Here is a 26,182-nt window from a genome sequence, read left to right as displayed (position 1 = left end):
TTGACTTTAAAAGAAAAAAGCCCAATCTCTATTGGGCTTTTTAGATCGTAGTAAGCTTGAATTTATAGGCTCATCTCACCACGCAGTACTTGCTGCATTCTCTCTTTCACTTCTTCGTAAGAAAGGTTTTGGCTTAGAAGGTAATGCAGTTTTGCTAGTGCCGCTTCTGGCGTCATGTCAAAGCCGCTGATAACTCCAGAGTCTGCCAGTGCACAACCCGTGGCGTAGCCGCCCATATTCACTTTGCCTGCCAAACATTGAGTTAGGTTCACGACAATAACGCCACGCTCAGAGGCTTCTTTTAGGTGGCCCAGTAGCTCAGGGTTTTGAGGCGCGTTGCCGACACCAAAAGTCAGAAGAATCATCGCATTTACAGGCTGACGAAGCGTATTACGAATAACTTCATGTGATATACCAGGATACATGGTGATCACACCGATTGGTTGTGGCGTGATGTTGTGAACCTTAAACTCACCTTCTGGTTGTGCACCAACGGTTACGCTGTTGCTTACTTGAATATTGATCCCAGCTTCCAATAGTGGAGGAAGGTTTGGTGAAGTAAAGGCATTAAAACCGTCTGCATGAGATTTTGTGCTGCGGTTACCACGCATCAACTGATTATTGAAGAACAAAGTCACTTCGTTGATCGGGTAGTTTGCGGCAATATGCAGAGCATTCAATAGGTTTGCTTGACCGTCAGAACGCAGCTCCGCAAGAGGGATCTGTGAACCCGTAACAATCACTGGCTTGCCAAGGTTTTCAAGCATGAAAGACAATGCAGATGCTGTGTATGCCATGGTGTCAGTACCATGTAGGATGACGAAACCATCGTATTTGTCATAGTTGTCACGAATATCATCCGCAATCTGCTGCCAGTCGGCAGGCGTCATATCTGATGAGTCAATCAGAGGATCGTATTCGTGGATAGTGTAATCCGGCATTTCAGGACGGTGAAACTCTGGCATGCTTGCTAGTTGCTTTTCCATAAAGCCAGCAACAGGCACATAGCCGTGATCCGATTTTTGCATTCCGATGGTGCCACCGGTGTAAGCGATGTAGATGTGTTTTCTAGTCATCGTTTTTTTCTTTCATGTAGGGGAACAGAGGCGGGGATTATATACCTAAATAACCTTGAGATGCGAGGCTATGCGCACAGCATCAGAAAGTCATCTGAGGAGATGTTGAGCGTAATAAAAAGGGCACCTCAAGTAGAGATACCCTTTGTAATATTAATGAAAAAGCTACTGCACTTGGCAGTTCAAACAAAATGCGTATTGACCTTTAGGATCGTTAAAGCTTTGTAGCAAGCTTGCGTCTTGTTCGAACTGTTGAGCTACGGGTTGAAGACTTTTTGGTAGCAAGCTGGTTGCATCAATACCTAGAGAGACTTTCACCTGTTTCATGAACTCTTGTAAAAATAGTTCAGTGGGAGAAAGCGGTTCTTCTACCCAGTAAATGCCGTAATCAGTCACATTCGCCAGTTTTGCCGCTAGTTCTACGGCATCATCAAAGTCACCCATCTGGTCGACAAGACCAAAGGATAGTGCGTCTTGGCCAGTCCAAACTCGACCTTGAGCAACTTTGTCAACTTCCTCTAGAGACATATCGCGATTCTCGCCAACTAGAGAAATAAAGCGCTTGTAACCGTGCTCGATACCTAATTGGAATACTTGAGACGCGCCGTCAGAAAGGCCAGTGGTAATACCGTCACCAGAGAACGGCGATGTGCCAACGCCATCAGTATTAATGCCTAACTTACTAAAGCCTTTTTCAAACGTGGTGATGACACTAAAAATACCAATGGAACCCGTCAGGGTTGTTGGCTGAGCAACGATTTTGTCTGCGCTCATTGAAATCCAATAACCACCAGAAGCGGCCAAACTTGACATGGATACAACAACCGGCTTACCTGCTTGCTTCAGAGCTTCTACTTCGTTACGAATCACTTCAGAAGCAAAGGCACTGCCTCCTGGGCTATCTACTCGCAACACGACCGCTTTCACTTTTTCATCATTGCGTGCTTGACGCAGCAAGCTTGCGACCGTGTCACCACCAACAGTTCCGCGAGGTTGTTGACCGTCCATAATCGCGCCACTGGCTAGAACAACGGCGATGTCGTGCTTAGGTAGTGTGTAATCGGGACGAATCGTTGCAAGGTAGTCGTAGTAACCAATCGCGTTGTAGCTGTCTTTGCCGTCACTACCAAACTGTTTTGCAAATAGAGTGCGAATGTCTTGACGTGTCGCGAGTTCATCCACTAGCCCCAGTTTGACTGCGAGCTGAGCAATATCGCCATTTACAGACTTCATCTCGTTAATCAGCTCATCCATGGTTGGATTAAGCACTTTCGCATCAATGTTTCGGTTTGTTGTTACGTCATCAACAAAAGCACTCCACAATTGAGTAACCCAGCGTGTTGCTGACTCTTTCGCCGCATCGGACATGTCATCACGAATAAACGGTTCGATAGCGGATTTATAAGTACCTACGCGAAAAACATGAGTAGAAACGTCAAGCTTTTCAAGTAACGTTTTGTAGTACATTGAATAGGCACTGTAACCTTTAATCAATACACCACCATCAGGTGCCAGGTAAACTTTATCAGCGTAACTTGCCAAGTAATATTGGCTTTGGTTGTAGAAATCACCTACGGCGTAAACGGGTTTACCTGACGCTTTAAATTCGTTCAACGCTTTCGCGATGTAACGTAATTTCGTGAGATTTGTTTCTGGCATGTCTCGCAGTGCTAGCACTAATCCAGACACTTTAGGATCGTCTTTCGCGTAGCGAATAGTATCAACGATATCGAAAAGAACGTTTTCTTTCGGTAACTCATTGCCCAAAAGGGAACCAGCAAAAGAGTCCATTGGATTTACATAGCGTCTTTGTTCGACAATCGGACCTGAAAGGTTCATCACCAATGCCGACTCTTTTTCGACGACGGGTTGACCGTCTCCGGTATAAGTAAAAGCAAAGTAGAAAACGGCAATCATCAGCAAGAAGATCAGGTTTGCCAGTGCGAGTCTGATAAAGGTTATGCTCTTCCATATCCCTTTAAATATCAAACCAATAAATTTGAAGAGTTTTTTCATCTTGTCTCCATAACGAGATAGTTACGCCGAGTCTAACAAAGTATGGGTTCTTATCTCTAAGATCTCAAAAGATAACATTTTTTTAGCTTATCACGACCACTCAACAATTGGCATATTTTCACGCGAGATTGATCGGTGTTACAAAAATGTAAACGCTTGTTTGATTTTTTGGTTGAGCGGGCTTAATCTGGTCAGACCATGATAATAACAATGGATGTTAAGTGATGTCTGCCATGTACCCAAACCTATTAAAGCCACTGGATCTCGGTTTTACACAATTACGAAACCGAGTCCTGATGGGATCAATGCACACGGGCTTAGAAGAGCACAAAGAAGGATTACAGAAGCTCGCCGCTTTCTATGAAGAACGCGTGAAAGGCGGTGTTGGACTGATTGTAACCGGAGGTTTTTCTCCTAACTTACGCGGTCGTTTGCACCCATTGAGTGCTGAGTTCAGCAAGCCAAAGCATGCCAAGGCCCACAAAGTTGTGACAGAAGCGGTGCACAAGCACGGTGGCAAAATTGCCCTACAAATTCTCCATGCTGGGCGTTATGCCATGCATCCATTCTCGCAAAGTGCGTCTGGCATTAAAGCGCCAATTGCAAAGTTTGCTCCGAGTGAAATGAGCGACCGCCAGATTAAGAAAACCATTGATGCCTTTGCGAACAGCGCTGAGTTAGCCCAGCTTGCTGGTTATGATGGCGTCGAGTTAATGGGCTCGGAAGGTTACCTGATAAACCAATTCTTATGTAAGCGCACGAACATGCGTTACGACGAATGGGGTGGCAGTTACAAAAAACGTATGCGTTTTCCGCTAGAAATTGTCAAAGCGGTTCGTAAGGCGGTGGGTGACAAGTTCATCATCATTTTCCGTCTCTCTATGCTGGATCTTGTCGAGCAGGGCAGCACATTTGAAGACGTTATCGAATTGGCGAAAGCGCTTGAAGAGGCTGGCGTCACGATTATCAATACGGGTATCGGTTGGCACGAGGCTCGAATTCCTACCATTGCGACTCAAGTACCACGCGGTGCGTTTACGTGGGTTACGGAAAAAGTTAAGCCTCATGTTTCGGTTCCTATTATCACATGCAACCGTATAAATACGCCAGATGAAGCAGAACGCATTTTATCTTCAGGTCATGCTGACATGGTTTCGATGGCTCGCCCATTCTTGGCCGATCCTTACTTTGTTGCTAAAGCTGAGCAGGAAAAAGCGCAGCTCATTAATACATGTATTGGATGTAATCAGGCGTGTCTAGATAACGTGTTTAAAGGTAAGCGCGCCAGTTGCTTAGTGAACCCACTTGCGTGCTATGAAACCGAAATTGTTGTTGAACCAGCCTTTAAGAAGAAAAACATTGCCGTTGTGGGTGCAGGTCCGGCGGGCTTGGCTTGTGCGACCACACTGGCTGAACGTGGCCATAAGGTTGATTTGTTCGAAAAGAACGACCGCATCGGTGGTCAGTTCCGTCTTGCGATGCAGATCCCTGGTAAGGAGGAGTTTCGAGAGACGATACGATATTTCGCTAACCGTATTGATGAAACAGGCGTGAATCTGCACTTATCGACGGAAGCGAACTATGACTTACTCACAGAGTACGATGAGATAGTGATGGCATCGGGTGTTGAGCCACGTAAAGTCAATATTGATGGAATTGATAACCCAGAGAAAGTCGTCGACTATCAAACTCTCATTCGAGACAAAACGCCAGTCGGTGAGAAAGTGGCTATCGTTGGTGCAGGTGGTATTGGCGTAGATGTCGCGACCATGCTCACTGAGCCGGTTGGACAAACGTTGGATGACTGGTTGCATGAATGGGGAATAGACAAAGAGATGTCTCAACCGGGTGGTTTATACCCTTACCCTGATGCGGTCAGCGATAAAGAAGTCTGGGTGCTTCAGCGTCGTAAAGGTCGTGTAGGTAAAGGTCCGGGTAAAACGACAGGTTGGATCCATAAACGTACACTTGAAAAACGGGGCGTACATTTAGTCGGTGGCGTGTCTTACGATAAAATTGATGATCAAGGTTTGCACATTCATGTAGATGGAAAAGAACAATTATTGAACGCGGACAAAGTCGTCATTTGTGCGGGGCAAGAGTCTGTTCGTCCATTTGAAGATAAATGGTCTGAACTCGGAGAGAAGATTCATATCATTGGCGGAGCTGACCATGCGGGTGAACTTGATGCTGTGCGTGCGATTCGTCAAGGTGTTAAATTGGCGGTAAAACTCTAGCTTTTTAATGTGTGTTTACCATGAAAGCTGCGCTTTGAGCGCAGCTTTTTTTGTATAGAACTAGTCACTGATATCTGGCAGTTGTTTGGCCATTACTACGCCAGCAAGAGTAATAAAAGAGAACACTAACACCACTGCTGAAAGGCTCAAAAAGTTCGACATAACACCAAGAGAACTCATTAGAAGCAGCATTATTCCAACCACCGTGTTACTCACGGCTACATAGCTTGTCCGCTTGTCACCTTCTGCGATATCAACTAAGTAGGTTTTTCGTCCGACTCGTATTCCGTCGTGGGCAATACACACACAAAAGTAGAGCAGAGGAATCACGAATAAAAAGCTTGTGCTGGCGATTATCCAAGTATCGTAAACAAATAAAACAACGCCAAGTAGCGCGCTCATCGTTGCGCCGATGACCATAACACTGCGGCTAGAGCGATCGGACATTCTTCCCCAGAAAGGACCTGACACAAAGGAGGCCAAGCCACTCGCAAACATAAAGAGAGCTAGCACCCAGAGCTGTCCACCGAGAGATTGCTGTGCCAGCACAATGTAGTACGGTGCACTCAGCGCAGAACATAAAAATAGTGTCCGCGTGATAACGAATCGACGAAAGGTCACGTCTGTTTTAAGTAACGCGAGTTGTTTAAATGCCTCAAGGACGCCATTTCGACCACCGTCTACCTCACCGGCATACTCATTAACTCGTGCATAAACTAATGCCGCAATAAGCCATATGACGCCCGCTAACCCTAAACTCAGACTGTAAAAGCGCTCCGTCGGCTCTACGTCCCATAACCAGGCCAGTGCCAGAAGGCTAGCGAAAAGTAGTGTAACAAGGCCAGCAGCGCTTGAAGACCAGCCGTTGACTTGACCTCGTTGGTTTTTGGGGATGGTTTTGCCCAACACATCTTTTGATGCGACGGAATTTAAACCGCGTGAGAGGCTGAAGATCACAAGACATGCAATTACACCATAACCCGCAGCAGCTCCTGTCAGAGTTAATGCGACCACTCCGATTGCAAATATGGAAAGAGCCTGCAAGATGCTGCCAATTACCCAGACCCATTTTCTTACTGGGATGCGTCGGATGTAGTGCGCGATGCTAAGTTGTGGGATAAGTGAACCTGATTCACGAATAGGAACGAGCCAACCAATTAAGTAAACCGGTGCCCCGAGGCTTTGTAGTATCCACGGCAACGTGACTTTGGGGTTGATTAACGCATCGCCGACCTTCGTTAAAAACTGAGCAAGAATGATTTTAAGAAAGTTGCCGGGAACTTGATGACAAGCTGATTCAGGAATCGCCTTACAGGCACGGGCATCTTCGTCATTAACGATCTTTTCGTAAATGCTGTTTTGTTTATCCTTGTTCATCAACCTGCCTATGTTCAACTTATTCATTTCGCGAATAAATTAACATTAAATCCAGCTTGATGTTAAGTGAAGCACGTTATCAAGCCCACAGAAAACCGGTTGTTATTCGCAGGAGCAGATTGTGCTAAAGTAGCGTAAACAAAATAACAACGATATTCGATAAGGACTCTTTCATGGACGCTCTCGATCTTTTGCTCAATCGCCGATCTATCGCGAAGTTATCTGCGCCTGCACCAGAAGGTAAAGCGCTTGAGAACATCATTCGTGCAGGCCTTCGTGCGCCTGACCATGCGGGATTAACCCCTTGGCGTTTCGTTATCGCACAGGGCGATGGTTTGAAAAAACTGTCAGATATCTTGGTAAAAGCGGCAGAAGCTGAAAATAGTGATGGATCGGTGGTCGAAAAGGTGAAAAATGCGCCATTTCGTGCACCAATGGTGATCACGGTGATTGCTAAAGTAACGGAACATGAGAAAGTGCCTGCACTAGAGCAACACTTATCTGCTGGATGTGCAGTACAGTCCATGCAGATGGCAGCCGTAGCGCAAGGCTTTCAAGGATTTTGGCGCTCAGGTAAGTGGATGTTCCATCCAGAAGTTCATCAAGCGTTTGGTTTAGAAGGCGACGATGAGATTGTTGGTTTCTTGTACCTAGGTACGCCTGGTTGCACACCGATGAAAGTTCCTGAGCGTGACCTTTCTCAGTTTGTTGAGTTTCTATAACTGAGCATCTAGGCAAATTGACTGTTTATTTATACAGTTTTTCTTGATTTATTAGGGCTACATTCGTTAATGTGGCCCTAATTATATTTATTTCCAAAACGTTATGTCTCGTCTGTTTATTGCTGAAAAACCAAGCTTAGGCCGTGCGATTGCCGCTGCACTGCCAAACCCTCAAAAGAAAGATCAAGGATTCATCCGCTGTGGGAACGGGGATATCGTTACTTGGTGTATCGGCCATTTGCTCGAACAAGTCGAACCTGACGCTTACGATGAGCGTTATAAAAAGTGGAATATGGCAGATTTACCAGTTGTTCCGCAGCAATGGCAGCTCAGACCGAGGAAAAGCGCAAGTAAGCAATTAACAGTGATTCGTAAATTGCTCAAAGAAGCTAACGAAGTCATTCATGCAGGAGACCCAGACCGAGAGGGTCAGCTGTTAGTTGATGAAGTTCTCGACTATTGCAAGTTATCTAAAACCAAGAAGGAATCCACACAGCGCTTGCTGATTTCCGACTTGAACTTACCTGCGGTTAAACGTGCACTCAGTTCTATGCGCAGTAATCGCGAGTTTATCCCACTTTCAGTTTCTGCATTGGCTCGCTCTCGGGCTGATTGGTTGTATGGCATGAACATGTCTCGTGCTTATACCTTACTTGGTCAAAAAGCAGGGTATCAAGGTGTTCTCTCGGTAGGGCGAGTGCAAACGCCAGTTCTTGGCTTAGTGGTGCGTCGTGATGAGGAAATCGAAAACTTTGTACCGAAGGACTATTTTACCCTACATGCTCTGATTCCGTATCAAGATGCCAATGGTACATTTGATATTCGTGCTCGTTGGAAGCCGAGTGAGGCATGCAAGCCTTGGCAGGATGAAGAAGGGCGAGTGTTAAACCGTAAGTTAGTGGAAAACGTTGCAAACCGTATTGCAAATCAACCCGCTAAAGTGACGGAGTCGGAACAAAAGCAAACCAAGCAATCAGCACCATTACCTTATTCGTTATCTGCTTTACAGATCGATGCAGCGAAGCGCTATGGTATGAGTGCGCAACAAGTACTAGATACTTGTCAGGCATTGTATGAAAAGCACAAGCTGATCACTTACCCGCGTTCAGATTGTCGCTATTTACCGATGGAACACTACTCACAAGCGGGGACGGTGACAACAGCTATTGCGAATAACGCAAAAGAGCTGCAAGGTGCCGTTCAGGGAGCAGACTTAACATTAAAGTCCAAAGCCTGGAACGATAAAAAAGTGGATGCGCACCATGCGATTATCCCTACACCAAAACAAGCTAATGTGAATGCGCTTTCGGGCAATGAGATGAAAGTGTATCAATTGATTGCGCGCCAGTATCTCATGCAGTTTTATCCGGCGGCGGTTTACGCAGAAGCGAAATTGGTTTTCGATATCGCTGGTGGTACGTTTATCGCGAAAGGTCGTCAGTTAGTTTCACCGGGTTGGAAAGCGCTAATGGGCAAAACTGACAAGGAAGATGAAGGTATTGATGCCGTGCCACCGTTACCAGAAGGCACCGTGTTAACTTGTCGTGAAGGGGAAATAAAAGACCGAAAAACCGAGCCACCAAAGCACTTTACCGAAGCATCGCTGTTGCAAGCGATGACCGGGATCGCCCGTTACGTTGCGGATAAAGAACTGAAAAAAATCCTTCGTGATACTGATGGGCTAGGTACGGAAGCGACTCGCGCTGGTATTTTGGACACGCTGTTCAAACGCCAACTGCTCACGCGTCAAGGTAAATCAATTCTCAGCTCTCCTGCGGGAAGAGGTCTCATTCATGCCTTGCCAGAAGATTCAACGTACCCAGATATGACGGCTCATTGGGAGCACCAGTTACAAGGTATGGCAGAGAGAAATCAGGCATATCAGCCGTTTATGCAAGCACTAGAGCAACGCATTGATAGCTTGATGGCACAAGTAAAAGCAGGGCCGATCCCTGATTCATTGCGTCATCTACCCAAGGTGGAACGTCCTGCGTTTAAACGTAAAAAGCGTAGTTATTCAAAGAGTGGTAGTGCGACTAAATCCCGTGCAACCAAAGGTAAGCGGGCATAGGACAAGCGCGGCGTAATTAAACACCGCGCATGCTTGAAAATAGATTACTCGAACAGGTCGCCGTGGTTTTGGATCGCGCCTCTTACTTCACCTTGAGTTAACACGCGTTTGTCCAGTACCTCTTTCACCTGGTTGCCCAAGTCAACTAATGTATCTCGATTCGCTTGAGTTTGGCGTTTACCAGCACTTCTCAAGCAGTAATTTAGTTCGTGCTCTTCGCTAAAATTAACCAAATCCCTATCTGCTGCCATCGTGCTTTCTCCTTATTTGTTCTACTTTTTCCTAAGTCTGGATTGGATGTAGATAAATTCAAGTTAGATTGCGCGAATTATGCTGGTGGATCACTGATGAACATTATGTTTGCCAACCAAGTCACGATTATGAAGCCTGGCTTTGATGGTATTTGGTTTAGTGATGGTTGTGTCTTAATGCTGCTACCAAGGTAACTCAGTACCATCGTAGTTGATAAATCGACCTGAAAGTTGCGGTGTGCTCAGTTCTATCACGTTCGCGAGGCCCTGTGCGGAGGTTTGCGTATCTATCAATGCATTTGGTCCGCCCATTGCCGTTTTTACCCAACCAGGGTGAAGCGCTAAAACGGTAAATCCTTCAGGTGTTAAATCATTACTTAAGCTTTTCACAACCGAGTTAAGCGCCGCTTTCGATGAGCGATAAATATAACCGCCACCGGACGTATTTTCGGTCATGCTCCCCACTTTTGATGAGATACAAGCAATCTTTTTTATCTTGCCTTGTTGCAAGCGAGGGTAACAGTGCTCAACCAGTTTTAACGGTGCAATGGTGTTTACTTCGAAGACTTTACGCCATGCTTCTACGTCAGTGTTTCCAAAGCCATATCCCTTGGGGCCGTAATATCCCGCATTGTTAATGAGTAAGTCGATGGCGGGGAGTTTATCGGCAAGCTTAGCGACTTGTTCGTAGTGAGTGACATCCAGTTCGTGCAAAACCAGATTGCTGTAATGTGAGGCTAGAGTTTGTAGTTCTGAACTGTTCTCTAAGGAACGGCTAGTAGCATGTACTTGGTGGCCTTGCTTCAGGTACAGCTCAGTTAAGCTAAGGCCAATGCCGCGATTTGCTCCGGTAATAAAGACGGTTTGACTCATACAAACACCTATGTTTTTTTGATTTCAGTTGAAAGTCATTGTGTTAGCTAAGAACAATAAAATCAACCAACCACCACGCACCAACAACGAGAGATGAAAATAGGGACAGAGCACAAAGAGAGCCAAACAGTGCGCCGAGAATAGCAAAGAAAGTAGAATTCATATGTATATTAAATTTAATTGATATTGAAAATCATTATCAATTAAATTGCATTTTATTCAACCCTTGAAGTTGATACTATTTCGTTACCATTGTTATTAAGAATTTCTCATGCTGCCATTTATCTACCACCCGATTTATTCTCAACTTGAGTTGCCAGAGGGGCATCGTTACCCAATTATGAAATACCAGTACCTCTATGAATCGGTATTGGTGCATATGGAGAAAGATAACTGGAAAGAGCACGTGCAGTTTTTCCAGCCAGAAGCATTAACTGTTGAGGAAGTAAAACGTGTTCATGACCAGGAATACGTCGACTTACTTGTGAATGGAAACATGCCAGCTGCGAAGATGCGCCGAATAGGTTTTCCTTGGAGTGAGTCTCTCATTACCAGAACGCTAACTTCAGCAGCGGGCACGGCTTTGACCGCAAATAAAGCACTTGAGTATGGTGTTGCCATTCATTTGAGTGGCGGGTATCACCACGCACACAAAGAGTTTGGCAGTGGTTTTTGTTTATTTAATGACTTAGTGATCGCGGCCAGGCAAGCGCTCGAAGTCGAACATGTCGATAAAGTATTGATCATTGATAGTGATGTTCACCATGGGGATGGAACAGCAACTTTGTGTCACGATGAGCCAGATATCATCACGCTTTCTTTCCACTGTGACAAAAACTTTCCGGCTAGAAAGCCTCAGTCTGATCTAGATGTGCCTTTGGTGCGAGGAACAGGTGATGAGGATTTTTTAATGGCGTTTAAGGAAGTGGTCGATATGGCGCTTAATCTTCATCGTCCTGATTTGGTTATCTACGATGCTGGTGTTGATATACATCAAGACGATGAGCTTGGATATTTTGATGTGTCGACGCAAGGGATTTTAGAGCGTGATAGATTTTTAATGCAAACAATGAAATCGCGAGGTATCCCTGTCGCAGCTGTCGTCGGAGGTGGATATCGAACGAATCATTCAGACCTCGTCCCAATCCATTTACAGCTCATTAATGCCGCTAAAGAAGTTTTTGTTGGTAAGTAAATACAACTAGACGTGAGTATCAACCTGATTCATAACGGGACACTGGAACGAAAAGGGCGCTAATTTTCTAATGGGTTCTTTCTGAATGTGGCGATTGCTTGGCTTGTATTCAAGGAGGGATTTGTACAAATCTTTTCAAATCTGGATATACGAAAAAGCCCGCTAATTTCTTAGCGGGCTTTTTCTAAATGTGGCGGAGAGATAGGGATTTGAACCCTAGATACGCTATTAACGTATGCCGGTTTTCAAGACCGGTGCTTTCAACCACTCAGCCATCTCTCCGTTGTTAAGGCGCATAATATAAGGCTTTGAAAATGTTGTAAACCCCTAGTTGAACTGATTGGATGTTTACTGCGCAAATTTGTGGTTTGTGTTGTTTAAATAAACAAAAACTCCCCAAAAAGGGGAGTTTGAATAGTATCTGGATTGCTAGGTATTAATCGTTTTTAGAATAAAAACGCTGTAACTCAGTTAAACCTTGCATCAAAACTGGCAACTTCGGTGCATCATCTCGAAGTCGTTTGTAATTTTTGTCATACAACTTGTAGTTGCCAAACTTATCGATCACAGTGGTTTGCGAGCTAGTAATTAAGGCAAGCTCACGAGTGTCACCCGCTAGGATCCAACGGCGACGACTTTCGTCAAATAGGTTACGGCCACTACTGTAATCATATGGGTTGGAAGATACACCGAGCATATCCTGCAACAACGTGACCGAAAGGTCTAAGTGGCTTGTGCTGTGATTAAATTCACCAGCCAACATTCCTGGCCATTGGATTACCATAGGAACTTGTAACTGATAACGGCTGTAGTTGCTGTTTGCGCCCCAGCTGTTCGTATTGGTTTCGTTAAACTCACTACCGTGATTAGAAGTGATAATCACGATGGTGTTTGTCAATAGTCCATTTTTTTCAAGCTCATCAATAATGCTAGCGACGGTTTTATCCGCTGATTTCACCGCATATTCATAAGCTTTTTTGAAGCGATCACTTGCGGACATTTCTTCGTCATTATTTGAAGGGATCGATTCAAAATTATCAACGGTGGTGACTTCGATGTAACTAAACCATGGTTGACTCGCTTTCTCTGTTAACCATGTATTCCAGTTCGCGATAGATTGCTTATCGGTATGAGCTTGTGTGCCATCGAGGTCTTCCGCTAGTTTTAAGTCGCGGAAAATAATCTCTGAGTAGAGATCATCTTCAAACCCGCTGCCACTGAATAGGCCGAAGTTGTAACCCTGATCTTTCAGTACATCGAGTAACACTGGCGAAGCACCTTGCGCCTTGATGCTTGAGGCGTAACTGGTTGGTAAGCCGTAGAACAAACCAAAAGCCCCGTAAGTATCATTACTTGAACTGTAATGATTACGGAAGTTCTGATTGTTTTCGGCAAACTCATAGAGGTTAGGCATCTCTTCTGGATTCAGCGCGTCTGCACGCAGGTTATTTACGCTGATCATCAACACGTTGAGCTTATTGACTCGACGGTTAAACTCTAGCTTTTCTAGAGGGTAATTGACTAACTCTACGTTGCCTTCATTTTCCGCTAAGCGTTTTAGGTATTCCTCACGGTCAAGTAGACCATGTTTTTCCATAAAACTCTTCGCCGTCATCGGATAAGACAATGGGAAGTTTGAACGCTGACTGGTAATTGGATTGTAGAAGTATGCATCAGCCCAAATATAAACCAAATGGCTGGTCATAAAGCTGAGGAAAAATACAGCTGCTAGAGGACGTCCTACGTGTTTATGAGATAGTTTGCGCTGTTTTCGCCATACCCATTCGGATAGAGCGAGCTGAATAAGGAAGATCAGCGGCATTACAACAAACAGATGTTGTAGATCAGTGCTGAGTGCACTTTTATCTTCGCTGAATAGTAACTCCCAAACGACAGGAGTTAAGTGCAAATTGATCGACTGATACGCTTGGGTATCAATCAATAATATGGTTTGCCCAACGGTCGCGAAAATCACTGCCACCAAACGGAACAATTTCCGCGATGGCAGGATAAACGTTAACGGGAATAGAACGAGCAAGTAAAGCGCGAAAACTAGAAAGCCAAAGTGACCAACCCAAGAAACCGCCAGATAAAACTGACCAAGTAACGTCTCGGGCCAAGGAGACTGAACAATGTAGCGTGTGCCTATCAACATCGATGCGACGATATTGAAGAATGCAAACCAGTGACCCCAACCAACCAGTCGAGATACACGTTCGCCGTATGAGTTTCCGCTGTCTACCATGTATGTGTTCTATTGTCCGTTATTAGTGTGTTTTTGGTGTTTCTAAAGAAGACATCAGCGCCTGAGCAAATTTTTCAGCAATCGCTTTGCGTTGTGAAGCAGCAACACGTTGATTTAAGACATTGGTTGCGATATTTCCGGCAATCATTAGCGTCAACTCAGGAGAAGCAGCGTGTTTTTCAAGAACTGTTGCTACTTCAGCAAGAATTTTCTCTACTTGCTCGTCAGTATATTTAGATGTAATCGGCATAAAGACTCTAATAATGATAGTAAAAGCGGCTTATGATAACCTACAATGCCCATCAACTAAAACCTTGTAGCAAGATAAAATCACTATGAGCCTTCATCTTTCAAACGTTATTCTGCATCAACTGTGCAAAAACGATCAGGACGAGCTAGTTGTAAACTTTCGTCCAGCATCATTAGAGAACGATGCATCTACTGAAAACTTAGTCGCTGAGCTTCACCGAGTATTCCATTCTAAAGCTGGTAAAGGTTTTGGCTCTTTCCAGTCAGACAGCGAATTTCAATTTTGGCTTCAAGAAATGCGCAAAGGAGAGCGAGATTTTTACGACTTCTCACAAATTAGTGCAAATCGCTTGAAAGAAGAGTTGATTAAGTACCCATTTGCGGATGAAGGTATTTTGGTTTTCGCTGAGTATCAGAGTTTAGCAACGGACTACTTGTTCATCGGTATCTTACCAATGAACCAAAGTTTAAAAGTGACCGAAGGTTTGGACATCAGTGCGACGGATTACCTAGATATCACCAAAATGGATATTGCGGCACGAATTGACTTGTCGAGCTACGACACTGACAAGGAATCTAATCGTTACTTGCAATACATCAAAGGACGCGTCGGCCGTAAAGTAGCGGATTTCTTCCTAGATTTCCTGCAAGCGGACATCGGCTTAGATACTAAACAACAAAACTTAGTGTTAATGCAGGCGGTGGATGATTTTTGTGCTGATTCGAAGCTAGAAAAGCAAGAAGTGAACGAGTATAAAAAGCAAGTTTACGACTACTGTAATGAGCAAATTAAATCTGGTGATGAGGTTCAAATCTCAGAGCTTTCTGGAGAGCTTCCTCCAAGCCAAGATGGCACAAGCTTTATGGATTTTACCAAAGAGCAAGGGTACGAGCTTGAAGAATCTTTCCCTGGTGACCGTGCGACGGTTCGCAAACTGACTAAATTTGTTGGTGCTGGCGGTGGCTTGAATATTAGCTTTGATAGCCTATTGCTTGGCGAGCGTATTTTTTATGACCCAGAGACGGATACCTTAACGATTAAAGGTACGCCACCAAATCTAAAAGATCAGTTGAGTCGCAACTAAAACCGTATCGTCAAATTAAGAGAGCCAATGGCTCTCTTTTTTATGTGAATAAGAAACATCCATAGTATATGCTTGTAATTAATGGAGATATGCGAGGGGCGAGTGTTGCTGAAGCTAAAAGAAGGAATTAGGCGGTTTGTTTGGTTCTGGTTCGTTTTATGGTGTGTTTTAGCGCTAGGGATTTGGTTGCAAGCCAAACAAACGATTCAAACCATTTCAACAGTGAATGAGCTAGGAAGCAAAGTCGAAGAAGTCAGACATTTTTTTAACTTCGATCTGCCTTATCGTGTTAAGCACGTCGACCAAGTTTCACTAAAACTTCAGTTAGCCTATGCAGTTCGCTTACAGCTTGAAAGTGAGTTTTCTGAAGGAAAAATCACACCAGATATTACTCAATTGCTTTATGCGACCGATCGATTTTTAGAAAGTGCTCGAGCCTTTGTAGGAAGTGACAGTGAGCTAGTCTCATTAGCCGAGCAGTTGCGAAGGAGCCGTGCCCGAGCTGAGAACTCTGAGCAAATTCAATCAATGTACTATCGCTTAGGCGCACTTGTTTTGGAGTCTATTTTTAGTGACTCAGCAACGAATAGCGATACTTATCGTGATTTAGACCGACTCTTTATCGAGTCGGACACGCTTTCTCCTCAAGAGCGAAGTGCTTTTCAGCGTCAACTTGCCCAGACTTCAAGCGCGCTATCTGCCAAGGCGCAAGGCAGCTATCTAGTTAATCAACTGCTTAATCCTGATTTCCCGAACCAGTTAACTTCGATAAATGACCAGTTGGAACAAAAGTTGATGACCTTTGTTACTTGGTTGTCAGTAATCAGTGGTTTATTTCTTTCTCTTATTTCATGGGGGCTTTTCTCCCAAAAAACCGTTCAGCCGCTAATACCATCAAGAGCAGAGGATAAAGAGTCTGAGCAAGTTGGTGGGTCTTACGTTGTTTTTTCTGCTCAGTCCGAAAGCTCTCAAAGCAGCCAAGTTAACGAACAGAGCCCTAATGAGCCGAACACATCGCAAGTGGAAGTCGTGGAACGTGAGCCGTATATAGATATCAATAAGATGCTGGACTCGCTATCGGGAGATGAAAGCGCGGTGCGAATGTTACTTGAAGTCTTTATTCAGGATCACTCTGGCGATGGTTCAAAAATGCATCGGCTATTAGAAGAGGATAAAGAGCAAGCGCAAAGAGCGGCTCATAGTCTTAAAGGGGTCTCGGGAAGTTTAGGGGCAATGCCATTGCACTGCATTTCGAGTGATATTGAGCTGTTGATTAAACAAGGGCAACAAGTGCCGGAAGAGAAACTGACACGTTTAGATGATGTCCTAAAGCAAACCATACTTTTCGCTAACCACGTTCTCAATAGTGAAAAGATACAAGAAGCGCTAACAGATTGATATTGCTCTGACTTACAATCATCAGAGTTGGGGTATTAAAGGCCCGAACTATATGACTTAGTTCGCTTTATTCCTGTTCCATACAATTTGTTAAAGGTACTTTCATGTCCGTTCGTCGATTGTCTTCAATGATGTTGATAGGGTTGGTTGTGATGCTTTCAGGGTGCTCCCTGTTAGAAGTGAAAATCGAGAGTCAAACCGTCCCTCTTACCAAACAAGAGCTTAATATGCGTCTCCTGACTCGTGAGTATGCGCAACAGTTTTTTGCTCAGGTAGAGCAAGCTGCTGATGCATTGCACGATCAATATGAGCCGCATGATAAAGTCCATCAATCTTATATTTTGCTTTGGAAGATAAATGCTGAAGAAGGTCTTCAAGCAGCAGCATACCAAGTCTCGCCAATGGCAGCACTGATTGATACTTGGACTTTTACGCTACAGATGGATCAATTCTTTACGACTGGCCTTGGTCATGAACTGTTTGCGACAGAGGAGGCAAAGTTAGTTTCTGCTCACTTAGCGAAAGAGGTGGATAAACTGGCTCAATCTCTGTTGAAACAAGAAGCGTACATCAAGACACAAGCGTTTGTTGCAGAGTTCGTTAAGCAACATCCATTCGCGGACTTAAGTATGATCAGGACGCCAGCTTACCGTGGGTGGTTAGATGCGAATCAAATTAGCGAGGAAGAGGCAGTGACTACGCTAGGTACAATGCCAGAAGCATTAGGTGATGTCTCGGATCGTCTAAGCCTTGTATCAGAACAGACCCCCAAAATTATGACTTGGAAGGCGCAGTTATTAGCATTAAATAGCTCTGCCAGCATCGAAAAAGTTAATGCTGCGCTAAATAGCTTACAAGTTACGGCTGATTCGATGAAGGACTTTATTGATAACAATCCAGAGTACATGCGCTATTTGGCAGAGCAAATGGCGGTAGAGTTACAACCTTTGGTTGATGATATTGACCAAAAAACGCAAGCGCGTTTATCTCAATTGGGTGAGGAGCGCCAAGCTTTAGAGCTGATGGTAGCCAGAGAGCGCCAAGAAATCGCGCAGATCATTACCCATGAGCGTGAGCAGTTTGCTCAAGATATGGACCGAGTCTCGCAGGAAGTGGTCAGTTTAGCGATGACCAAGCTGATTGAGCTCGTTAAAAGTACCATTCTCTACTTCATCTTGTTCATTGCCGTTATATTCTTTGCACCACTTGGCTTGGGCTATTGGTTTGGTAAGCGTGCAGCAGTGAAAACGCAAGTCAAACAAAGTTAACGTTTGGTTGAGATATAAAAAAGAGCGCTCATGCGCTCTTTTTCTTTGTCTCTCACTCGGAAGAGAGATTCTCCCTATCTCTATGCGAACTTAAGCGGTTTGCTGCTTCAGTTCGGCTTCTGCTTGTTCAACTGCTTCCGCCGTTGGTTCGCATTTATCAACAAACCAACCCATGTAGGAGCTGATGATAGTCACAATGATACATACAAAGCTTAGCCACATGAACGGTGCATAAGATAGTGTCGCAACACCCAGAATACTTGCCATGTAGATACCGTTGTCACTCCAAGGAACCATACCTGAGGTTAATGTGCCGCCGAACTCTGCGTTACGAGACAAGTTCTTACGTTTGTAGCCTAGGCGATCGTAGTTCTTCGCACAGATTTTTGGTGTCAGGATAAGTGAAACGTACATCGCTGAACCAAATACGTTCCCCATAAAGGCTGTACCGATTGTACTTGTTGCCAGTGAACCTGCACTTTGAACACGTTTTTCAAACAGCTTAGCGATAGTTTCTAACACACCCACTTTATCTAGTAGACCACCAAAACCAAGGCCGAATACGATAACAGCAACCGAGCCAAGCATTGAAGACATGCCGCCACGGTTAAGAATTGAGTCAATGAAATCTACGCCTGAAGAAATCGCAAACGGAGCCCAAGCGGTGTTGAACGCGGTTAGGAAGTCCACATCTTGAATCATTACTGCCCAAATAATACCGAGCAGAGAACCAAAACTGATCACTGGGAATGAAGGCATACGCATTGCTAGAAGTGACAATACGATGATCACAGGAACAAATGAGTAAGGGGTGATGTAGAATTGCTGCTCCATCGCTTTAATTACAGAGTCTACCTGGCTCATGTCAACTTGACCTGCGTAGTGGAAACCAAATGCAGTAAACATAATGCCTGTAATAATGTAGCTAATGAGTGCGATCGGCAGCATGCCTTTAATATGTTCCATTACTTCAACGTTAGACATAGATGAAGCAAGGATGACGGAATCCGATAGAGGCGACATTTTGTCACCAAAGTAACAACCTGAAAGCACCGCACCAGCTGTAATTGGTGCAGGAACGCCAAGGCCTTGGCCAATACCCATCATCGCAATACCAGCAGTACCAGCAGCGCCCCAAGAGGTGCCAGTCGCTAGCGCAGTCAATGAACAGATGATCATGGTTGCGAGCAAAAAGATAGAAGGGTGAATTGCTTTAAGGCCATAGTAAATAATGGTTGGAACAATACCACCAGAGATCCACGTACCAACAAGCGCGCCAACGGCAAGAAGAATTAAGACGGCTCCAAGTCCATTGGAAATGCCATTTAGTGCAGCTTTTTCCAGATCTTTGTACTGATGACCAAGCTTAATGCCTAATATCATGATAATGAACCAACCGATGTACAGCGCTAGCTGGATCGGTAGGTCTAGCTTGGCAGTGAACGAAAATGCCAGCAGTAGAAATAAACCGAGCGAGATAAATACCTGTATCAAGCTTGGTAGGCGTGGTGTAACTTGCTTCATATGTGCCTCTGTCAATCTTGGAGCAATAGAGGAAGGCGCTCCTTGTTGTAATCGCGCATAACATACATTAACAAAAATTATATTTCGAATATTTGGTGTTTTATCTTGATGTTCGTCGGCAAAAACGTTTGCTTGTGAAATTAACTGTTAGTTTGTTTTAACTTTTTTGGTTTTAAATGTTGTGTAATGTGAAATTATTGTGCTTCATGTGTTATTTTATCACTGAGTGGTAAGACCAATTTGGAGTAACAGGGCTTTCCCTACTTGAAAAATGGCCGAAATCGCAAACCAAACACTAAAAAATCTCGTTTAACACGAATTTTCATAGGAAAAGGTTAAAAAATAGGCTTATTTACAAAATAGGGGTTGAGATTTTGATGCGAAAAATTAACTATGGGGTAGGTTTTTTAATACATGGAGAGTTAATACGATGAGAGTTGGTTTAGTTGGTTGGCGCGGTATGGTTGGTTCTGTCCTTATGCAGCGTATGGTTGAAGAGAAAGACTTCGACCTAATCGAACCAGTATTCTACAGTACTTCTCAAGTTGGTATTCCTGCTCCTAACTTAGGAAAAGACGCAGGCTTACTGCAAGACGCGTATGATATTGAAAGCTTAAAACAGCTTGATGCGGTAATTACATGTCAAGGTGGTAGCTACACAGAAAAAGTTTACCCAGCACTTCGTCAAGCCGGTTGGAAAGGCTACTGGATTGACGCAGCATCTACGTTACGTATGGCGGAAGATTCCATCATCACGCTTGATCCTGTGAACTTAAAGCAAATCCAACAAGGCATCCACGGTGGCACGAACACATTTGTTGGTGGTAACTGTACGGTTAGTTTAATGCTAATGGGTCTAGGTGGCTTATTCGAGAAAGGCCTTGTTGAGTGGACAAGCGCAATGACGTACCAAGCCGCTTCTGGTGCTGGCGCGCAAAACATGCGTGAACTGATCTCGCAAATGGGCGTTATCAATGACTCTGTAAGTTCCGAACTTGCAAACCCATCAAGCTCTATCCTAGATATTGATAAAAAAGTTGCAGACACAATGCGCAGCGGTTCTTTCCCTACCGATAAATTTGGTGTACCACTAGCTGGCTCGCTTATTCCGTGGATCGATGTGAAACGTGATAACGGTCAGAGTAAAGAAGAGTGGAAAGCGGGCGCAGAGGCAAACAAAATTTTGGGCTCACTAAGCTCGCCTGTACCAATTGATGGTACTTGTGTCCGTATTGGTGCGATGCGCTGTCACTCTCAAGCACTCACTATCAAGCTTAAGCAAAATGTCCCAATGGACGAAATCGAAGAAATCATCGCCACTCATAACGACTGGGTTAAAGTGATTCCTAACGATCGTGACATTACTGCGCAAGAACTTACACCTGCAAAAGTAACAGGCACTATGTCCGTACCAGTAGGTCGTCTACGTAAGATGGCAATGGGTGATGACTTCCTAAATGCTTTCACTGTTGGTGACCAACTACTTTGGGGCGCAGCAGAACCATTGCGTCGTACGTTACGCATTATTCTTTCTGAGAAAGCATAATCACATCAACCTTTGTTTGATGACAAAATAAAAGAGCTCCCTAGGGAGCTCTTTTTTACGCTTCGTCTTCTCCACGAACAACGCGTTTGTCAGGATCGGCCAGTTCACTACCACAGTGTTTACAGTAAGTCGCATCAGAGTCGTGCCCGGCGTGAGAACAGTTCGGACACTTCACTAATACTTTGTGCGATTGCATTTCTTGGTGAAGCTCTGCTGTGAAAATACCAGTAGGGACCGCCAAAATTGAATAACCCAACAACATGGTGAGTGAGGCAAGCCCTTTTCCGAGATCTGTTTGAGGTACCAAGTCACCATATCCAACCGTTGTGATGGTCACAATAGCCCAATAAATACTTTTCGGAATGCTAGTAAATCCGTTTTCAGGCCCCTCAATGACGAAAATCAGCGACCCAAAGATCGTGACCATAATGGCGACAGAGCTAAAGAAGATAAAAATCTTTCTGCGCGCCATCAGTAGAGAGCGTAAGAGGATGTTGGACTCTTGAAGATAGCGGACCAACTTGAGTATGCGGAATATTCGCATGACTCGCAGTGCTCTTATTACGCCCATAAAGGAGGCAGAAGGGAAAAACAGTGCTAAGTAAGTAGGTAAAATCGCGAGTAAATCAACGACGCCATAAAAGCTCTTCGCATAGGCCGCTGGTTTTGGAGAGCAGTAAAGTCGGAGAAAATACTCAATAGTGAATAAACCGGTAAAAGTGTACTCCAAGTATTTCAGCTCTTTTGCCCACTCGGCGCGCACGGATGGTATTGAGTCTAAGACCAGTACGATTAGAGAACTGATAATCGCGATAATGAGTGCAATATCGAAGGTTCGACCAGCTTTGGTATGAGTACCAAAAATGGTGACATATAGAGTATGTTTGAGAGAGTCAGTCGTCATGACAAAGCGATCCATTGTTGAATCGCTCTATCATACAATTTTATAGAAACTCAGGCTAATCCTGGAAATAAGTTGCGTAAACCATTGGCGATAAACTCAATACCCAATGCGCCTAATATCAAACCCATGATACGGGTAATGACGTTGATACCAGTTTGGCCCAAAAATCGCACGATCAGTGGGGCAGAGCGGAACAACAGCCACGAGCATAGACAGAACAAGCCAATTGTAATGCTGATGCCTACCGTATCAAACATGCTTGGGTAGCGTGCACCGTAAACAATAGTCGAACTGATTGCGCCTGGTCCTGCCATTAGCGGCATCGCAAGAGGAACAACACCGATCTGCTCGCGACTCACGTATTCTGATTTTTCCTGTTTGTTTTGTTTATCTTCCCCCAGTTTACCGCTCATCATAGAGAACGCGATGCTAAGTAGCAGTAGCCCACCTGCAACACGAAACGAATCCAGAGAAATGCTGAACATATCTAATAGTAACTGGCCAGCAAAGAGCGAAATGATCAGAATGATAGCAACAGCCACGTTCGCTGTGGTTGCCGTATTGCGCTTTTCGTCTGGTGTCATATGTCCGGTTAGTGACACAAACACAGGCATGATACCAACAGGGTTTACTGCGGCGACCAAACCAAGAAAAAACTGCAAGAAGATAGCAAGTTCAAAAGTTTGCATGTTGCGTACTCATTAAAGTTCACATTAGTGAAAAGGCGAAGGGGTAATTTGGGCGTAATGTAAGGCAAAAGTTGGGTTGGAAGAAATGAAAAAAACTAACGCATTTCCTACTGTTTTAGTGAGAAAAACTAATTCTTTAATAAACTGTATCTAATCTGGAAAAGAATTGTTGCGTATAAAGTTGCTGTCAAAGCGTGCTGTTTTACATAAACGTTAACATTCGCACACTTTTGATAAAAACTAAGGTGGTTTGTAGAGAGATGTATTCGGTTCGATATACTCTCAGTAGCACAAGGAATTGGGCCTACATGTAATTTTGTTGGCTAAAAATGAAACTTTTTTACAGGTTGTTGTAGTTTCTTTTATTTATTTGTCTATTTGCTTCTTTTTTGTTCAATAAAAATTGAAGGTTAATTTATTTGTTTATCAGTGAGTTATGTCGTTTTGGTGTGACGGGGCACCACTTTGGTGGTATTTAGGTCGTGAGAACTGATCCAAGTCAATTTTTTTCACACTCTGAAATATTATACTCAGTCCTGAAAGCAATTTACTAAGACGTTTGTTTTCTAAGTGACTGATAAACAGTAAAAACGATAAGTAATAGCCTTAGTAAAAAGTTTTTAATATTTGTTAATTTTAGGAGATTCCCTATGCCTGTAACTAATATGGCTGAACTAGATGCAATGATTGCTCGCGTTAAGAAAGCGCAAGAAGAGTTCGCTACTTACTCTCAAGAGCAAGTAGACAAAATCTTCCGTGCAGCATCGCTTGCAGCTAACCAAGCCCGTATCCCGCTAGCTCAACAAGCGGTTGAAGAATCTGGTATGGGTATTGTTGAAGATAAAGTAATCAAGAACCACTTCGCTTCTGAGTTTATCTACAACAAATACAAAGACGAACAAACGTGTGGCATCCTAGAAGAGGATGACAACCTAGGTACTATGACTATCGCTGAACCTGTAGGTATCATCTGCGGTATCGTACCAACGACTAACCCTACATCTACAGCGATCTTCAAATCTCTAATCTCTCTGAAGACTCGTAACGGTATCATCTTCTCACCACACCCACGTGCGAAAAACTCGACTAACGACGCAGCGAAACTGGTTCTAGACGCAGCAGTAGCAGCGGGTGCACCAAAAGACATCATCGGTTGGATCGACCAACCTTCTGTTGAGCTTTCTAACGCTCTTATGAAACACGATGACATTGCTCTTATCCTTGCAACTGGTGGCCCAGGCATGGTTAAAGCAGCTTACTCTTCTGGTAAACCAGCAATCGGTGTAGGTGCAGGTAACGTTCCTGTTGTTATCGACGAAACTGCTGACATCAAACGTGCAGTGGCTTCTATCCTGATGTCTAAGACTTTCGACAACGGCGTAGTATGTGCTTCTGAGCAGGCTGCAATCGTCGTTGATGAAGTGTACGACGAAGTAAAAGAGCGTTTTGCTTCTCACAAAGCTTACGTACTAAGCAAAGCAGAAGCAGAAAAAGTTCGTAAAGTTCTTCTTATCGATGGCGCGCTAAACGCGAAAATCGTAGGTCAGCCAGCAGCGGCAATCGCTGAAATGGCAGGCGTTAAAGTTCCAGCAGACACGAAAGTCCTTGTTGGTGAAGGTCTAGGTAAAGTGTCTCACGATGACGCATTCGCTCACGAGAAACTATCTCCAACACTAGGTCTATTCCGTGCTGACAACTTCGAAGACGCGGTTGCTCAAGCGGTAACTATGGTTGAGATTGGTGGTATCGGCCACACATCTGGTCTTTACACTAACCAAGATACTAACGCTGACCGTATCCGTTACTTCGGTGACAAGATGAAGACAGCTCGTATCCTAATCAACATCCCGACTACTCACGGTGGTATCGGTGACTTGTACAACTTCAACGTTGCGCCTTCTCTAACTCTAGGTTGTGGTTCATGGGGTGGTAACTCTATCTCTGAGAACGTAGGTCCTAAACACCTAATCAACAAGAAAACTGTAGCGAAGCGAGCTGAAAACATGTTGTGGCATAAACTACCTAAGTCAATCTACTTCCGTCGTGGTAGCCTTCCAATTGCTCTAGGCGACCTAGAAGGTAAGAAACGCGCATTCTTAGTAACTGACCGTTTCCTATTCAACAACGGTTACGCAGATGACGTAGTAAGCCTACTGAAAGCTCAAGGCATGGAAGTTCAAACATTCTTCGATGTTGAAGCTGACCCAACGCTTTCTGTAGTAGAGAAAGGTGCGGCTCAAATGGCTAGTTACCAACCAGACGTTATCCTAGCGCTAGGTGGTGGTTCACCAATGGATGCTGCGAAGATCATGTGGGTAATGTACGAGCACCCAGAAACTCACTTCGAAGAACTAGCAATGCGCTTTATGGACATCCGTAAACGTATTTACAAGTTCCCTAAAATGGGTCAAAAAGCTGAGCTTGTATGTATCACTACAACTTCAGGTACTGGTTCAGAAGTTACACCATTTGCGGTTGTTACTGACGACAAGACTGGTGCTAAATACCCACTAGCTGACTACGAAATCACGCCAAACATGGCTATCGTTGATGCTAACCTAGTGATGAACATGCCTAAGTCTCTAACAGCATTTGGTGGTTACGATGCAGTAACTCACGCTCTAGAAGCTTACGTATCTGTTCTTGCGAACGAATACTCAGATGGTCAGGCTCTACAAGCACTTAAGATGCTAAAAGAATACTTACCTTCAAGCTACGCGAACGGCGCTAACGACCCAATCGCTCGTGAGAAAGTACACAACGCAGCAACTATCGCTGGTGTGGCATTTGCTAACGCATTCCTAGGTGTTTGTCACTCAATGGCGCACAAACTAGGTGCTGAGTTCCACATTCCACATGGCCTAGCAAACGCATTACTTATCTCTAACGTTGTACGTTACAACGCGAACGATAACCCAACTAAACAAACTGCGTTCTCTCAATACGACCGCCCACAAGCACGTCGTCGTTACGCTGAAGTTGCTGACCACTTAGGTCTAAGCCAAGCTGGTGACCGTACTGCTCAGAAAATTGAACGTCTACTAGCATGGTTGGATGAGCTAAAAGTGAACCTAGACATCCCAATGTCTATCCAAGCGGCAGGCGTAGCTGAAGCAGACTTTATCGCGAAACTTGATGAGCTAGCAGTTGAAGCGTTCGATGACCAATGTACTGGTGCGAACCCTCGCTACCCACTAATTAGCGAACTTAAAGATGTGTTAATGGCTTCTTACTACGGTAAAGCATTCGTTGAAGGTGAAACTTTCGAAGGTACAACAGTTATCAAGAAGAAAGCAGACCAAGAAGCAGCGAAAGCGGCGCCTAAAGCAAAGAAAGAAAAAGCTGACGCGTAATTAAGAGTCGTGTGAGTAAGGTTTTCGCTAGCACGAAACCTTAACCGGGAAAAAGTAAAGCCCCAGTCATTTGACTGGGGCTTTTTTTGTTGAAAGAGTTGAG

General features: G+C 44.3%; 19 protein-coding genes and 1 tRNA gene. 9 read left to right on the top strand and 11 right to left on the bottom strand.

The window, feature by feature from the left end:
* Nucleotides 1-62: 62 nt before the first annotated feature.
* Both ansA and sppA read right to left on the bottom strand, forming a co-directional pair.
* A complete protein-coding gene (gene ansA, locus J8Z23_RS11275) occupies nucleotides 63-1,076 on the bottom strand; it encodes an asparaginase (RefSeq protein WP_046874512.1) in 1,014 nt (337 codons plus the stop codon).
* 165 nt (nucleotides 1,077-1,241) lie between these two features.
* Nucleotides 1,242-3,092: a signal peptide peptidase SppA gene (sppA, locus tag J8Z23_RS11270; RefSeq protein WP_434633554.1), complete on the bottom strand. Its 1,851-nt coding sequence runs from the start codon at nucleotides 3,090-3,092 to the stop codon at nucleotides 1,242-1,244.
* 224 nt (nucleotides 3,093-3,316) lie between these two features.
* Between sppA and J8Z23_RS11265 the strand changes: the two genes are divergently transcribed.
* Nucleotides 3,317-5,329: an NADPH-dependent 2,4-dienoyl-CoA reductase gene (locus J8Z23_RS11265; RefSeq protein WP_065645046.1), complete on the top strand. Its 2,013-nt coding sequence runs from the start codon at nucleotides 3,317-3,319 to the stop codon at nucleotides 5,327-5,329.
* A 60-nt stretch (nucleotides 5,330-5,389) separates the two neighbouring features.
* Here the strand turns inward: J8Z23_RS11265 and J8Z23_RS11260 are convergent, their stop codons facing one another.
* Nucleotides 5,390-6,706, bottom strand: a complete 1,317-nt coding sequence (locus J8Z23_RS11260; protein ID WP_434633550.1) for an MFS transporter — start codon at nucleotides 6,704-6,706, stop codon at nucleotides 5,390-5,392.
* A gap of 173 nt (nucleotides 6,707-6,879) precedes the next feature.
* Between J8Z23_RS11260 and J8Z23_RS11255 the strand changes: the two genes are divergently transcribed.
* Both J8Z23_RS11255 and J8Z23_RS11250 read left to right on the top strand, forming a co-directional pair.
* Nucleotides 6,880-7,428, top strand: a complete 549-nt coding sequence (locus tag J8Z23_RS11255; RefSeq protein ID WP_253658384.1) for an NAD(P)H nitroreductase — start codon at nucleotides 6,880-6,882, stop codon at nucleotides 7,426-7,428.
* A gap of 103 nt (nucleotides 7,429-7,531) precedes the next feature.
* Entirely contained in the window at nucleotides 7,532-9,499 is a 1,968-nt protein-coding gene (locus J8Z23_RS11250) for a DNA topoisomerase III (RefSeq protein WP_434633546.1), read from the top strand.
* A gap of 44 nt (nucleotides 9,500-9,543) precedes the next feature.
* On the opposite strand, the gene J8Z23_RS11245 is transcribed toward J8Z23_RS11250, so the two are convergent.
* Together J8Z23_RS11245 and J8Z23_RS11240 are read right to left on the bottom strand one after the other, a co-directional pair.
* Nucleotides 9,544-9,750, bottom strand: a complete 207-nt coding sequence (locus J8Z23_RS11245; protein ID WP_005380717.1) for a hypothetical protein — start codon at nucleotides 9,748-9,750, stop codon at nucleotides 9,544-9,546.
* 183 nt (nucleotides 9,751-9,933) lie between these two features.
* Complete coding sequence (locus tag J8Z23_RS11240) at nucleotides 9,934-10,623, bottom strand: SDR family oxidoreductase (protein WP_047010133.1); 690 nt, start codon at nucleotides 10,621-10,623, stop codon at nucleotides 9,934-9,936.
* Between the two features lie 271 nt (nucleotides 10,624-10,894).
* Here J8Z23_RS11240 and J8Z23_RS11235 point away from each other — a divergent pair, with 271 nt between their 5' ends.
* On the top strand, nucleotides 10,895-11,818 hold the full coding sequence (locus J8Z23_RS11235; protein WP_258687699.1) for a histone deacetylase family protein: 924 nt from the start codon (nucleotides 10,895-10,897) through the stop codon (nucleotides 11,816-11,818).
* Between the two features lie 191 nt (nucleotides 11,819-12,009).
* Here the strand turns inward: J8Z23_RS11235 and J8Z23_RS11230 are convergent.
* The 3 genes from J8Z23_RS11230 to J8Z23_RS11220 all read right to left on the bottom strand — a co-directional run bounded on the left by J8Z23_RS11230 (nucleotide 12,010) and on the right by J8Z23_RS11220 (nucleotide 14,313).
* A tRNA-Ser gene (locus J8Z23_RS11230) sits at nucleotides 12,010-12,100 on the bottom strand.
* 154 nt (nucleotides 12,101-12,254) lie between these two features.
* Entirely contained in the window at nucleotides 12,255-14,063 is a 1,809-nt protein-coding gene (locus tag J8Z23_RS11225; protein WP_046874519.1) for a DUF3413 domain-containing protein, read from the bottom strand.
* Nucleotides 14,064-14,085: 22 nt separating this feature from the next.
* The gene (locus J8Z23_RS11220) at nucleotides 14,086-14,313 is read right to left on the bottom strand and encodes a YejL family protein (RefSeq protein WP_005380722.1); all 228 of its coding nucleotides are present in this window, start codon (nucleotides 14,311-14,313) and stop codon (nucleotides 14,086-14,088) included.
* 85 nt (nucleotides 14,314-14,398) lie between these two features.
* On the opposite strand from J8Z23_RS11220, the gene yejK reads away from it, so the two are divergent.
* The 3 genes from yejK (at nucleotide 14,399) to J8Z23_RS11205 (ending at nucleotide 18,063) form a co-directional block, all read left to right on the top strand.
* Nucleotides 14,399-15,397: a nucleoid-associated protein YejK gene (yejK, locus tag J8Z23_RS11215; protein WP_005396521.1), complete on the top strand. Its 999-nt coding sequence runs from the start codon at nucleotides 14,399-14,401 to the stop codon at nucleotides 15,395-15,397.
* Nucleotides 15,398-15,478: 81 nt separating this feature from the next.
* Complete coding sequence (locus J8Z23_RS11210) at nucleotides 15,479-16,795, top strand: Hpt domain-containing protein (protein ID WP_434633540.1); 1,317 nt, start codon at nucleotides 15,479-15,481, stop codon at nucleotides 16,793-16,795.
* 104 nt (nucleotides 16,796-16,899) lie between these two features.
* Nucleotides 16,900-18,063: a chemotaxis protein gene (locus J8Z23_RS11205; protein WP_434633537.1), complete on the top strand. Its 1,164-nt coding sequence runs from the start codon at nucleotides 16,900-16,902 to the stop codon at nucleotides 18,061-18,063.
* A 90-nt stretch (nucleotides 18,064-18,153) separates the two neighbouring features.
* Here the strand turns inward: J8Z23_RS11205 and nhaC are convergent, their stop codons facing one another.
* A complete protein-coding gene (nhaC, locus tag J8Z23_RS11200) occupies nucleotides 18,154-19,587 on the bottom strand; it encodes a Na+/H+ antiporter NhaC (protein WP_434633534.1) in 1,434 nt (477 codons plus the stop codon).
* A gap of 430 nt (nucleotides 19,588-20,017) precedes the next feature.
* Here nhaC and asd point away from each other — a divergent pair, with 430 nt between their 5' ends.
* Complete coding sequence (asd, locus tag J8Z23_RS11195; protein ID WP_434633531.1) at nucleotides 20,018-21,133, top strand: aspartate-semialdehyde dehydrogenase; 1,116 nt, start codon at nucleotides 20,018-20,020, stop codon at nucleotides 21,131-21,133.
* Nucleotides 21,134-21,188: 55 nt separating this feature from the next.
* On the opposite strand, the gene J8Z23_RS11190 is transcribed toward asd, so the two are convergent.
* Complete coding sequence (locus J8Z23_RS11190; protein ID WP_005396527.1) at nucleotides 21,189-22,052, bottom strand: ion transporter; 864 nt, start codon at nucleotides 22,050-22,052, stop codon at nucleotides 21,189-21,191.
* 35 nt (nucleotides 22,053-22,087) lie between these two features.
* Nucleotides 22,088-22,726, bottom strand: coding sequence for a YchE family NAAT transporter (locus J8Z23_RS11185; RefSeq protein WP_005396528.1), 639 nt, complete (start codon nucleotides 22,724-22,726; stop codon nucleotides 22,088-22,090).
* A gap of 650 nt (nucleotides 22,727-23,376) precedes the next feature.
* On the opposite strand from J8Z23_RS11185, the gene adhE reads away from it, so the two are divergent.
* Nucleotides 23,377-26,079 carry a bifunctional acetaldehyde-CoA/alcohol dehydrogenase gene (gene adhE / locus J8Z23_RS11180; protein ID WP_012841564.1) on the top strand — a complete coding sequence of 901 codons (2,703 nt, stop codon included), beginning with the start codon at nucleotides 23,377-23,379 and terminating at the stop codon, nucleotides 26,077-26,079.
* The last annotated feature ends 103 nt before the right edge of the window (nucleotides 26,080-26,182 follow it).

It is taken from the genome of Vibrio sp. SCSIO 43086 (genome assembly GCF_051132235.1).
GTDB classification, from domain to species: Bacteria; Pseudomonadota; Gammaproteobacteria; order Enterobacterales; family Vibrionaceae; genus Vibrio; species Vibrio diabolicus.
The sequence above is the reverse complement of the archived record's forward strand: the minus strand, read 5'-3'. Positions and strand labels throughout refer to the sequence as shown.

Coding starts and splice junctions, on each gene's coding strand:
- J8Z23_RS11185 (WP_005396528.1), bottom strand. CDS start 22,726: ATGCAAACTTTTGAACTTGCTATCTTCTTGCAGTTTTTTCTTGGTTTG.
- J8Z23_RS11245 (WP_005380717.1), bottom strand. CDS start 9,750: ATGGCAGCAGATAGGGATTTGGTTAATTTTAGCGAAGAGCACGAACTA.
- J8Z23_RS11210 (WP_434633540.1), top strand. CDS start 15,479: ATGGAGATATGCGAGGGGCGAGTGTTGCTGAAGCTAAAAGAAGGAATT.
- J8Z23_RS11190 (WP_005396527.1), bottom strand. CDS start 22,052: ATGGATCGCTTTGTCATGACGACTGACTCTCTCAAACATACTCTATAT.
- J8Z23_RS11240 (WP_047010133.1), bottom strand. CDS start 10,623: ATGAGTCAAACCGTCTTTATTACCGGAGCAAATCGCGGCATTGGCCTT.
- J8Z23_RS11260 (WP_434633550.1), bottom strand. CDS start 6,706: ATGAACAAGGATAAACAAAACAGCATTTACGAAAAGATCGTTAATGAC.
- nhaC (WP_434633534.1), bottom strand. CDS start 19,587: ATGAAGCAAGTTACACCACGCCTACCAAGCTTGATACAGGTATTTATC.
- yejK (WP_005396521.1), top strand. CDS start 14,399: ATGAGCCTTCATCTTTCAAACGTTATTCTGCATCAACTGTGCAAAAAC.
- J8Z23_RS11205 (WP_434633537.1), top strand. CDS start 16,900: ATGTCCGTTCGTCGATTGTCTTCAATGATGTTGATAGGGTTGGTTGTG.
- J8Z23_RS11265 (WP_065645046.1), top strand. CDS start 3,317: ATGTCTGCCATGTACCCAAACCTATTAAAGCCACTGGATCTCGGTTTT.
- J8Z23_RS11255 (WP_253658384.1), top strand. CDS start 6,880: ATGGACGCTCTCGATCTTTTGCTCAATCGCCGATCTATCGCGAAGTTA.
- J8Z23_RS11225 (WP_046874519.1), bottom strand. CDS start 14,063: ATGGTAGACAGCGGAAACTCATACGGCGAACGTGTATCTCGACTGGTT.
- sppA (WP_434633554.1), bottom strand. CDS start 3,092: ATGAAAAAACTCTTCAAATTTATTGGTTTGATATTTAAAGGGATATGG.
- J8Z23_RS11235 (WP_258687699.1), top strand. CDS start 10,895: ATGCTGCCATTTATCTACCACCCGATTTATTCTCAACTTGAGTTGCCA.
- ansA (WP_046874512.1), bottom strand. CDS start 1,076: ATGACTAGAAAACACATCTACATCGCTTACACCGGTGGCACCATCGGA.
- J8Z23_RS11250 (WP_434633546.1), top strand. CDS start 7,532: ATGTCTCGTCTGTTTATTGCTGAAAAACCAAGCTTAGGCCGTGCGATT.
- adhE (WP_012841564.1), top strand. CDS start 23,377: ATGCCTGTAACTAATATGGCTGAACTAGATGCAATGATTGCTCGCGTT.
- asd (WP_434633531.1), top strand. CDS start 20,018: ATGAGAGTTGGTTTAGTTGGTTGGCGCGGTATGGTTGGTTCTGTCCTT.
- J8Z23_RS11220 (WP_005380722.1), bottom strand. CDS start 14,313: ATGCCGATTACATCTAAATATACTGACGAGCAAGTAGAGAAAATTCTT.